This window comes from Calditrichota bacterium (assembly GCA_014359355.1).
GTDB lineage: Bacteria > Zhuqueibacterota > Zhuqueibacteria > JANLFK01 > Oleimicrobiaceae > Oleimicrobium.
Genome location: JACIZP010000010.1, coordinates 1 through 10,397, shown reverse-complemented (window position 1 = coordinate 10,397; position 10,397 = coordinate 1). Strand labels below are relative to the sequence as shown.

The window sequence follows — 10,397 nt, the reverse complement described above, 5'->3', positions numbered from 1 at the left end:
GACCTCGTTGGTGGCCACCCGCAGGTTGGCCACGGCCGCGCCACTGGGGGTGTAGCGCAGTTCGGGATCGGCCCCTAAATGGCCGATCAGGATGACCTTGTTTACGCCTCGCGATGCCATGGCGGGATCCCTTTCCGCTTGGGTTACCGGTATCACGCCAACTGACCCACTCCCTCCCCGTGGACTGTATTCAATCATAAGAAAAAAAGCCCTAAGAGTCAAGCCCTTTTTTGCGCGAGTCGGCAGAGACCGTGAGCGCAACCGCGCGTGCCCTTTTCCCGCTGGGGTACATTCCGCTTGATTGTTTGCCCGCTTTTTGATATAATTTAGGTGCCTTGGTCCTGCAAGGCCGAATCGGGCCTTGCACGAGGCGCGAATTTCTGGGGCAACGTGGGACGACGCGCGCTGCACCTCCGCGTGGGTTTGCCACCAAGGGCGACGTTCAGTCGCCAAGGAGGGTCGCATGCCGGTTAAAGCGCTCAAAGATTTCCTTGACCGGAACAAGGTCAAGTACACCACCATCAACCACTCCACGGCCTACACGGCGCAGGAAATAGCCGCGGCGGCGCACGTGCCGGGCAAGGAGCTGGCCAAAACGGTGGTGGTCAAGATCGACGGCAAGATGGCTCTGGCAGTGCTGCCAGCCTCGCGCCGCATCGACTTTGCGCGGTTGCAGCAGTTGGCCGGTGCGAAAAAGGTTGAGCTCGCCCCTGAGCAAGAGTTCAAGGAACTCTTTCCCGAGTGCGAGGTCGGGGCGATGCCGCCCTTCGGCAACCTCTACGGCATGGAGGTCTATGCCGCGCAGGAGCTGGCCGAAGACGAGCAGATCGCTTTCAACGCCGGCTCACATACCCAGTTGATCAAGCTGGCGTACAAGGACTTTGAGCGATTGGTGCAGCCGAAGATCGGCCAATTCGCCGCTCCGTAGACAGCAAGGCTCAACAGGGGGACAGGGCCCCATCCAGGCCTGGCGGCTATCGTTCGCGCCGGCCGGCGGGTTCCTGTGGGCGCAGTGAGATTTGCGCGTTCCATGGGTAAGGTGGACGGTCGAGCAAGGTAGGGAGGGTACCGCCGAAGCGCAAGGTGGGGGAAGAAGAGGAAGTGGAGGCATATGAAACGAGTAGGTGTGTTCATCGACGTTCAGAACATCTACATGACCACAAAAGCGAGGTTTCAGCAGGGCAAGATCAACTTTCGTGTACTCCGTGATTTTTTCACCCGCGATCACACCGTCACTACCTTCACGGCATTCACCTGTTTTGATCCGGAAAATGGCAGGCAGCGCGACTTTTTCAACCTGCTCGGGCTCATCGGCTATCGCGTGGTAGCCAAGCCCATCAAGCGGCTTCCTGACGGCACAACCAAGGCCACCATGGACCTCGAAATGGCCGTGGAGATTCTCAGCCAGGCGCCTCGTCTGGACGAGATTATTTTGGTGACTGGTGATGGCGATTTCGTGGCGTTAGTGAACCATCTCTGTGCCATGGGCAAGGTGGTGAAGGTGGTCGGACCCGACCAGCTCACCTCGCCGGAGCTCATTCAGGCGTGCCACGAATTCATGAACCTGCACCAGATCGAAGGCATCCTCGACGTAGAGGGGCGCGGCGAGCGACGGCAGCCGGAGCACGCGCCACTCAGCACTGCCGATGACCTCCTTGTCGCGGGCCAGGCAGTGTGGGAAGAGTGAGGGCCGCACAGACAGACATCCGTTGCGACTGCACAAAGACTGTCCGTGAGCAAAGACTTGCGCGCACCCCGTCGTCACGCGATGACTTCGCGCGAGAGGGTGAAGACCATTTTCAGCGGTGAGGAAGCCGACCGCACCGGCTTTTGGTTAGGAAAGCCCCACGAACAGACCTGGCCCATCTATCTGCGCGCCTTTGGCTGTAAGGACGAAGAGAGCCTGCGCCGCCTCTTGGGCGACGACCTCCGCTGGATCTGCTTCCAATACACCTGCTACCGCCATCCGCAAGGGGAACCCATCTTCGACACTCGGCCGCGCGAACGCCGGCTTGCAGCCGCCGGGGTATTTGCCGACTGCGAAGACCCTGCCCAGGTTGCCTCTTTCCCCTGGCCCGACCCAGACCTGCTGGATCTGGACGAGTGGCTGTGGGCCTTGGAGAACGCTGGCGAGGTCTACCGGGCCAGCGGCTTTTGGTGTCCGTTCTTCCACGATGTGGCTGCCTTTTTCGGGATGGAGAATTACTTCGTCAAGATGTACACCCATCCCGAGGTAGTGCATGCGGTCACCCGCCGGGTGGTCGATTTCTACTTAGAGGCCAACCGCCGGCTGTACACGCGTGCAGGCGAGTTGATCGATGGCTTCTTCTTCGGCAATGACTTCGGCTCGCAGCTCGACCTCTTGCTCTCCCCCGCTCAGTTCCAGGAATTCGTCCTTCCGTACATGCGAGAGCTGGTGTGCCAGGCCAAGGCGCACGGCTACCAGGTGATTCTCCACTCCTGCGGATCCATCTACAAGGTGTTGCCCAGCATAGTGGAGCTTGGCATCGACGCCTTGCACCCGTTGCAGGCACGCGCCGCGCACATGGATGCCGAGACGCTCTCCTCGACTGTTGGCGGGAGGATCGCCTTCTTGGGCGGAGTGGACACCCAGCAGTTACTGGTGCACGGCACGCCGGAGCAGGTGAAAGCCGAAGTGCATCGGCTGAAGCGGGTGCTGGGCCCGTGTCTGGTGGTGAGTCCGAGCCACGAGGCGCTTCTCCCGAACGTTCCCCCGGAAAATGTGCTTGCCATGGCCCAGGCGGCCATTGAACCGGCCCAATAGGGGGACAGGCGTGGCGCGTCGTGCGATGAGCCCCAAGGAGCGCGTGCTCACGGCCCTTTCCCATCAAGAGCCTGATAGGGTCCCCATCAACTTTGCCGCCAACCCCGGTGTGCAGGCGCGCCTAATGCAGCACTTCGGATTGGCTCCCGACGACTGGCCGCATCTGCGCGCCGCCTTGGGCGTTGACTTTCAATGGGTCTGGGCGCCGTATGTCGGCCCACGACTCCACCCTGAGCTGCCAGAGCGCCGTGTCGATCCAGAATGGGGCACGCGCACGCGCTGGGTTGAACACCCGTCTGGCGGCTACTGGGACTTTTGCGACTTTCCACTACGGACTGCCACCGCAGAAGAAGTTGCCCGCTGGCCCATGCCCTCCCCGGACGACTATGACTACGGACAGGTGCTCGCGCAGTGTCGCCAGAACAAGGAGTTCTGCCTCTACATGGGCGGCCCGGGACTGGGCGACATCATCAACAGCACCACCATGCTGCGCGGCATGGAGCAAGCGCTCATCGACCTCGCCACCGCCGATCCAGCCGGCATGCTGCTCATCGACCGACGCCTGGAGGTGCAACTGGAAGTCACCCGGCGTACACTGGAAGCGGCCCGTGGCGAAATCGACTTTTTGTGGATCGGCGAAGACTTGGGCGGGCAGAATGGCCCGCTGATCAGCATGGAGCTTTTCCGCGCACAGATTCGCCCGCGACTGCAACGGTTTGTGGACCTTGCCCGCGCCTTTGACCTTCCGGTGATGATCCACTCCTGCGGCTCCAGTAGCTGGGCCTTCCCAGAGTTCATCGTCATGGGCATCGCCGCGGTGGATACTTTGCAGCCAGAGGCCAAGGACATGTCCCCCGAGTACCTCAAGAGGCGCTTCGGCAACGACCTCGCTTTCCATGGAGCCATCTCCACTGCTGGCCCCGTTGCGACCGGCTCCGTGGAAGAGGTAATCGCCTACTGTCGCCACGTGCTGGAAGTCATGATGCCGGGCGGCGGCTATTGCTTTGCGCCCGCCCATCAATTGCAGGACAACACGCCTACGCAAAACGTGTTAGCCATGTACCAGACCGCCCTGACGGACGGCCAGTACCGCTAGCGGTGCCCCGCTGGCCCTTCCGAAAAACCCGCTTGATTGTGTGAACCGAGTTTGCTACAATAGCATAGCTCTGTGGTCGCACGCAAGAGCTGCTGCTTTTGGGTCGGCGTTCTTCTCGCTCAGGCTTGGCGCTTTCAGGCAACGCCGGATCTGCCCCCTGAAGACACTGGCGAGGCAGCACGCCCGTGGGCTATGCCTGCTGAGCGGCCGAAGGTAAAAGAGAATGCCCGAGTACATCTACCTGGACAATGCGGCAACCACGTGGCCAAAGCCGCCTGCCGTGCGCCGCGCCATGCTGCAATTCATGGACAAAGTCGGCGCCAATCCGGGTAGGTCAGGCCACCGCCTGTCTGTAGCCGCGGCCCGGCTGTTCTACCGGGGCCGCGAGGAAATCGCTGCCCTGGTCGGATGCGATGACCCTCTACGCGTCGTCTTTTGCGCCAACGCCACCGCCGCCCTGAACCAGGCGCTGCATGGCCTGCTCAACCCAGGCGACCACGTGGTGTGCACCAGCATGGAGCACAATTCTGTGATGCGACCGCTGCACGCCATGGTGCAGCGGGGAGTGCTGCTCACTGTGGCGCCCTGCTCGGTCACTGGCGAGTTAGCGTGCGCCGCTGTGGAGCAGGCCATCACTCCGCGCACCCGGCTCATCGTCGCCACGCACGCCTCGAACGCGGTCGGCACAATCCTTCCCGTGGGCGAGCTCGCGAAATTGGCTCGCAGGCGCAACGTGCTCCTGCTGGTTGATGCCGCTCAGACGCTGGGTGCTATTCCCCTGGACCTGCGCCAAACGCCAATTGACCTGTTGGCATTCACCGGGCACAAGGCGCTCTTTGGGCCCATGGGCACCGGGGGCCTGGTCATCGGCCCGCGCGTGCCGCTGTCGGAACTGAGGCCACTTCTGCAAGGTGGCACCGGCAGTCGATCCGAGGAGGAAGAACAGCCGGACTTTCTGCCGGACAAGTACGAAAGTGGCACGCCGAACGTGGTCGGCATAGCAGGACTTGCCGCCGGGGTACGTTGGCTGCGCCGTCAGGGGGTGGAGGCAATTCGCGCGCGCGAGGAGGAACTCACGTCGCAGCTGTTCTCGGGCCTGAAGAACATCCCTGGCGTCACTGTGTACGGACCGGACAGCGTCGCGCGCCGCGCGCCGGTAGTGCTGTTCAACATCGAGGGTCGAGACCCGGCGTGGGTGGCCCAGCGCCTGGACCGGGAGTACGGCATCATGTGCCGCCCTGGACTGCACTGCGCCCCGCGTGCGCACAAGACCATCGGTACCTTCCCGCGCGGGGCGGTGCGCTTCAGCCTGAGCGCCTTCACCACCCGCCTGCAGATCGAGCGAGCAGTACAGGCCGTCGCGCGCATTGCCGGGGGAAAGCGATGAAGGAGCGCTATGCGATACTGCTTGTCCCCTCAATATCCCACGCCACGCGAGCCGAGGCCGTGCTCAAATCGCAAGGCCTGCGCTGCAAGCTCATCCCCGTGCCCAGGGAAGTGAGTTCCGACTGCGGTGTTTGCGTGCGGGTGGCAAGGAGCGATTGCGCCAGGGCCGTTCATCTCCTTGCACAAGCAGGGGTTACCATCACGAGCAGGCATGACATTTGACATTGCGCAAAACCATGAGGAACAGTCGAATGAGTCGCATCGTTGATGCACGAGGACTTGCCTGTCCCCAACCGGTCATTCTGACCAGAAAGGCATTGCAGGAGGCTGACGAGGTGGAGGTCATCGTCGACAACGAGACTTCACGCCAGAACGTGAGCCGGATGGCGGAAAAGTCAGGGTGCACGGTGCAGAGCGAAACGCGCCCGGATGGCATCCATTTGCACATCACCAAGGGCGCACAGCTGCAGGCGCCGGCTAAGATGGTTGCCGGCACGCCCGCGCAAGGCCCGCTTGTGCTGGCCATCTCCCAGGATCGCATGGGTCACGGCGACCAGGAACTAGGGAGCATCTTGATACGCAGCTTCTTCCACACCTTGAACGAAACCCACCCTCTGCCCCAGACCATCATCTTTTTCAACAGCGGCGTCTATCTTGTGGTGGAGGGCTCCCCGGTTCTGGAGGACCTACGGGCTTTGCAGGAACAGGGGGTGCAGATACTCGCCTGTGGCACTTGCTTAGGCCACTTTGGCCTGAAAGAGAAAGTGGCAGTGGGCGAGGTCTCCAACATGTACACCATCGCCGAGACCCTATTGGGCGCAGGCAAGGTGGTGAACTTGTAGCAAAGGAACCTGGCCATGAACGCGAAGGTGCGGTTGACAGCTCTGACCTCGGCTGCAGGCTGAGCGGCCAAGACGGGTCCTCAGACCCTGGCGCAGGTGCTGCGCCCTTTGCAGGAACGTTTTAGAGCTGCGGACCATCCTCAGCTCCTGGTGGGGCTGGAGATGAGCGACGACGCCGCCGTCTACCAACTCACGCCAGAGTTAGCAGTCATCCTCACGGTGGACTATTTCACGCCCATCGTGGACGACCCGTACGACTATGGGGCAATCGCGGCCGCCAATGCCATGAGCGACGTCTACGCCATGGGAGGCGAGGTAACCCTGGCTCTCAACATATGCTGTTTTCCCCCTGATCTGCCTGCAGAGATGGTCACGGAGATTCTCAGGGGAGGTGCCGACAAGGTGGCCGAAGCGGGGGCGGCCATCGCCGGCGGCCACACAGTAGACGACAAGGAACCGAAATACGGCCTTGCCGTGCTGGGCTTGGTCCATCCGGACCGCATTCTTGGCAAAGGCGGCGCTCGGCCAGGCGACGTGCTCTTTCTCACCAAGCGACTTGGCGTTGGCATAGTGACCACCGCCGCAAAGGGAGACGTCGCCGACCCTACCCATTTGGCCTCAGCCGTGGCGGAAATGAAGCTCCTCAATCGCACGGCAGCGGGCATTGCGGTGCGTGCCGGCGCCCATGCTTGCACTGACGTAACTGGCTTCTCCCTCCTTGGTCATGCCTGTGAGATGGCGGAAAAGAGCCGCGTACGCCTCCGTTTCTCTCTGGCGGCACTCCCTTTTCTCGACGGCGCCAGGCAGTATGCCGAAGAGTGGCTCTTCCCTGGGGGTTCCTGTCGCAATCGGGATTGCTATGGGCCGCAAGTGACCTTTGTGCCAGGCATCGAGGAAGAGACTCAGCTGCTCCTTTTCACGCCGGAGACCTCAGGGGGGCTGCTGGTCGCGGTGCCGCGCGCGCAGGCAGAAGATTTTGCGCGCCTGTGCGAGGAGCAAGACCAGGGCTGTTGGCAGGTGGGCGAGGTAGTCCAGGGCGCCGGCGTGGAGGTAGAGCGCTGAGCGGGGAGGCCGTCCCTGCGCGGCGAGACGGGCTCACAAGCCCACAAACTGGGCTGACGCTCTGCCTTCGGACGGCTAACCGGATACAAAAGAATGCGCGGAGGAATAGCCATGACAAGAATTGCACCCTGCCTCATGGTTGCTGTTCTGGCGGCGGCAGTTGGAACGGTGTCCCTGACCGCTGGTGAGCTGACCATCCACTCTGGCCTGGCCGACTACCAGGTCTTTCAACGTGATGCCGTTGGCAATGCTTCTGTGGCATTCACCGGCGCTCTCGCCAATGGGGCGAACGGCAGAGTGGAATGCATGGTGATTGCCCAGCGTACCGGGGCAACGCTGCGCGAGTGGGAGGAAGTAGGCGCCTGCCGTCGCGGACGGGTGGAAGGTACGATAAGGTCACTTCCTACCGGCGGCCCCTACGCGATCCTGCTGCGCGTGGTGGCTCCGAATGGCAAAGTCATCGCCGAGGCGCAGGTACGCCACGTGTTGGTCGGCGACCTTTGGCTGCTCGCGGGCCAGTCCAATATGCAAGGGATCGGCGACCTGCGCGAGGCTGAGGATCCGAGCATCTTGGTAAACTGCTACGGCTTTGACGAAAAGTGGGCCATCGCCGCTGACCCTCTGCACTGGCTGCTGGACTCACCGGACCCGGTGCACCACGGCGGGCGCTCGCCCTCCGAGCTTGCGAAGGCGCGCGCCGCTGCCAAGCGTGACCCACAGACCGGCGCTGGGTTGGGCTTGCCGTTTGCCAAGGAGCTGGTGGCCCGCACCGGCGTACCCATCGGCTTAGTACCGTGCGCTCATGGAGGCACCTCCATGGAGCAGTGGGACCCTGCGAAGCGCGATCAGGGCGGGACCTCCCTGTACGGTTCCATGTACCGCCGCTTCAAGGCAGTGGGAGGCAAGGTGCGAGGCGTGCTGTGGTACCAGGGCGAATCGGATGCTAATCAGACTGCGGCCCGCTTGTTCCACGAGCGGTTCTTAGACTTTGTCGCCTCCGTGCGCCGCGATTTTGGCGACCCGGACCTTCCCTTCTACTACGTCCAGCTGGGGCGATATGTGACCGCCAACGAGAACCCTTACTGGAACGTCATCCGCGAGCAGCAGAGGCTCGGCGCAGCTCAACTCGCACATGCCGGCATGGTGGCCAGCATTGACCTCCCTCTTGACGACCCCATCCACATTAGCACTGCCGGTCACAAGCGCCTGGGCAGACGCCTGGCCCTCTTGGTCCTGCGCGACCTATTCGGACATCGCGACATCCAACCTGGGCCCCAACTGGCGGACATCTCCATCGTGCCATTCCGCTACCCCTGTTACCGATTGCACTTCGCGGGCGCAAATGGTCGACTGTGCCGCTCAGCCACGCCTGCGGGCTTTTCCATCCGAAACTCCGAGGGAGAGGACCTGCGCCTCATCTACAAGGTAGAGACATCGTCTACGGAGCCATCCATCGACCTGTACTTGCGGCAGGCGCCGCCACCGGACGCCTACCTGTGGTACGGGTGGGGCCTTGACCCGTTCTGCACAGTGACCGACGAGCTTGACATGGCACTACCCGCGTTCGGTCCCGTTGACCTGAGCCAGGTTGCGTTGGAGACCTTTGTCAAGCGGGCGCAAGTCTCTCCTGCTGACCCTTCGCTTCCGGTCATGTTGCCCCAGGTGGTGAGCCTGGCTCGCAACGACCAAGCGCGTATCCTCCCCCTGGTACAGGCTGTGGTAGAAGCCTCCTCACCGGACCTCCGGTTGGTCCGGCAGCCTTTTCTCTTTGCCCTCGGCGATCTATCCGGCTGGGACTTTTACCTTGCCGAGGCCCGTTCCGCACCCCTCGCCCGGCGCAAGGAGTTGGCCAGGACATGGGCCACCAGTGCTCACTTCCCTGCTCTTGCCTGCCGGTTCGTGACCAAGTGGAAAGTGGTAGGCCCTTTCGACAATAGCGACGACGCAGGCTTTGACCGCCCCTTTGGCCCAGAGAAGTCCGGCCCAGAACATAGCTCCTACGAGGACGGTCTCGGTGGGAACGTGGTGTGGCAGGGGGCCGAAACCAATCGTGAAGGCTTCTTAGACCTGACTGCCTGTTTTCCGGTGAAAGAGAACGCGGCAGCCTATGCTTTCGCCGAGGTGGAAGCCGCCGAGGAGACGGAAAGCCTGCTCCTCTTGGGCAGCGACGACGGAGTCGCCCTGTGGGTGAACGGCGAGCTTGTGCACAAGGAGCATATCCACCGGGCAGCCGCGCCGGCACAGGACCTGTTGGTGGTGCGTCTCAGACGCGGGGCAAACACCGTTTTGGCCAAAGTGGAACAGGCCGGGGGCGATTGGGGGCTTTACCTGCAACTTGTCGACCCCCGCGGGACGCTGCGCTACGAGTAACCGCGGGCAGGGAAAAACCCTTCACAGCCCAGTCACGGCTCGCTCAGTGGAGGCCTGCGCACGGGCCGGCGGGCTCATGTGTGGCCCCGCGGCCTCGCCTTCTTAGGCACCACCAGGCGGTCGGTCCGCGAGCTGGGCTTGCGCTTATATATCTCTCCCGGCCATGCCAGAACCTCGCCGAGGTTGGCCCGTGCTCATGCACCAGCCGAGCTCAACCACCAGGAAGCACCGCGCGGTTGGTCCGCCGAGTCTGTCTGCCTCCATGTGTCTCCCCCGGGCCTGCGAGAGCCCCCAGGTTGGGCTCTTCCCGGTGCGCCAGGTGAGGGCAACGACCACACACCTCCCGGGGGTTGGCCGCTGCAAAAAAAGCTCTTGACACGCGCACATTTTTTTCTTATCTTAAAGCGAGACATTCGGGCACCCCCCGGCGAGCCGCCGGGCGCCAATGCCAAGGTGCGCGTCTCCTTGCCCGCCAGTGGTTCTGCAGTGCCCACCTGAGAAAGGTTGCGCCTCTGCACTCTGCAACCGCCCCGCTTAAGTCGGAGACGGCGAGTACACCCTATGGACGGTACGAAGGTGCGCAAGGCTGCCGTGCGCCCTGTGCCTGTCGCGAAAGGTGGCTCCCTCACACTGGCCGGACTGACCAGGCGGCTCTGTCTGTCCTTCTTGGCCACCCCTTGTGTGGAGCAGGTGCCGGCGGGGCGCGGCACGGTGAGCACGCTGGCCGGCGCGTCCGCGGCAGGCCACAGGCATCAGGGAAAGGGGCGTCGGTCCTTAGTGCCGTTTTTCGGTCGGTGACCAGGTACCAAGACACACCTTGACTAAATGAGTTTTAGGCGGGGAATGTCGTAATGAA

Annotated in this window: 11 protein-coding genes; 10 read left to right on the top strand and 1 reads right to left on the bottom strand. The window is 62.7% G+C overall.

Annotated elements, in window-relative coordinates:
* Window positions 1-120: single-stranded DNA-binding protein (ssb, locus tag H5U38_00375; protein MBC7185467.1), on the bottom strand; the 120-nt coding region annotated here is incomplete at its 3' end.
* A 343-nt stretch (window positions 121-463) separates the two neighbouring features.
* Between ssb and H5U38_00370 the strand changes: the two genes are divergently transcribed.
* From H5U38_00370 to H5U38_00325, 10 genes are all read left to right on the top strand, one after another.
* On the top strand, window positions 464-928 hold the full coding sequence (locus H5U38_00370; GenBank protein ID MBC7185466.1) for a YbaK/EbsC family protein: 465 nt from the start codon (window positions 464-466) through the stop codon (window positions 926-928).
* A gap of 183 nt (window positions 929-1,111) precedes the next feature.
* A complete protein-coding gene (locus H5U38_00365; protein ID MBC7185465.1) occupies window positions 1,112-1,687 on the top strand; it encodes an NYN domain-containing protein in 576 nt (191 codons plus the stop codon).
* A gap of 99 nt (window positions 1,688-1,786) precedes the next feature.
* Window positions 1,787-2,785 (top strand): hypothetical protein, encoded by a 999-nt coding sequence (locus H5U38_00360; protein MBC7185464.1) that lies wholly within the window; start codon window positions 1,787-1,789, stop codon window positions 2,783-2,785.
* A 25-nt stretch (window positions 2,786-2,810) separates the two neighbouring features.
* Complete coding sequence (locus H5U38_00355) at window positions 2,811-3,881, top strand: hypothetical protein (protein MBC7185463.1); 1,071 nt, start codon at window positions 2,811-2,813, stop codon at window positions 3,879-3,881.
* Between the two features lie 223 nt (window positions 3,882-4,104).
* Window positions 4,105-5,268 (top strand): aminotransferase class V-fold PLP-dependent enzyme, encoded by a 1,164-nt coding sequence (locus H5U38_00350; GenBank protein ID MBC7185462.1) that lies wholly within the window; start codon window positions 4,105-4,107, stop codon window positions 5,266-5,268.
* Window positions 5,265-5,489 carry a DUF3343 domain-containing protein gene (locus H5U38_00345; GenBank protein MBC7185461.1) on the top strand — a complete coding sequence of 75 codons (225 nt, stop codon included), beginning with the start codon at window positions 5,265-5,267 and terminating at the stop codon, window positions 5,487-5,489. The genes H5U38_00350 and H5U38_00345 overlap by 4 nt, the downstream gene beginning before the upstream one ends.
* Window positions 5,490-5,503: 14 nt before the next feature.
* A complete protein-coding gene (yedF, locus tag H5U38_00340; GenBank protein ID MBC7185460.1) occupies window positions 5,504-6,109 on the top strand; it encodes a sulfurtransferase-like selenium metabolism protein YedF in 606 nt (201 codons plus the stop codon).
* A 15-nt stretch (window positions 6,110-6,124) separates the two neighbouring features.
* Window positions 6,125-7,171: a selenide, water dikinase SelD gene (gene selD, locus H5U38_00335; GenBank protein ID MBC7185459.1), complete on the top strand. Its 1,047-nt coding sequence runs from the start codon at window positions 6,125-6,127 to the stop codon at window positions 7,169-7,171.
* Window positions 7,172-7,282: 111 nt separating this feature from the next.
* Window positions 7,283-9,541 carry a sialate O-acetylesterase gene (locus H5U38_00330; GenBank protein MBC7185458.1) on the top strand — a complete coding sequence of 753 codons (2,259 nt, stop codon included), beginning with the start codon at window positions 7,283-7,285 and terminating at the stop codon, window positions 9,539-9,541.
* 561 nt (window positions 9,542-10,102) lie between these two features.
* Window positions 10,103-10,339, top strand: coding sequence for a hypothetical protein (locus H5U38_00325; protein ID MBC7185457.1), 237 nt, complete (start codon window positions 10,103-10,105; stop codon window positions 10,337-10,339).
* Window positions 10,340-10,397 lie beyond the last annotated feature (58 nt).

Bases quoted from the DNA above. Each gene is read 5' to 3' on its own strand.
- H5U38_00370 (MBC7185466.1), top strand. From the start codon at position 464: ATGCCGGTTAAAGCGCTCAAAGATTTCCTTGACCGGAACAAGGTCAAG.
- H5U38_00365 (MBC7185465.1), top strand. From the start codon at position 1,112: ATGAAACGAGTAGGTGTGTTCATCGACGTTCAGAACATCTACATGACC.
- H5U38_00355 (MBC7185463.1), top strand. From the start codon at position 2,811: ATGAGCCCCAAGGAGCGCGTGCTCACGGCCCTTTCCCATCAAGAGCCT.
- H5U38_00350 (MBC7185462.1), top strand. From the start codon at position 4,105: ATGCCCGAGTACATCTACCTGGACAATGCGGCAACCACGTGGCCAAAG.
- H5U38_00345 (MBC7185461.1), top strand. From the start codon at position 5,265: ATGAAGGAGCGCTATGCGATACTGCTTGTCCCCTCAATATCCCACGCC.
- yedF (MBC7185460.1), top strand. From the start codon at position 5,504: ATGAGGAACAGTCGAATGAGTCGCATCGTTGATGCACGAGGACTTGCC.
- H5U38_00330 (MBC7185458.1), top strand. From the start codon at position 7,283: ATGACAAGAATTGCACCCTGCCTCATGGTTGCTGTTCTGGCGGCGGCA.
- H5U38_00325 (MBC7185457.1), top strand. From the start codon at position 10,103: ATGGACGGTACGAAGGTGCGCAAGGCTGCCGTGCGCCCTGTGCCTGTC.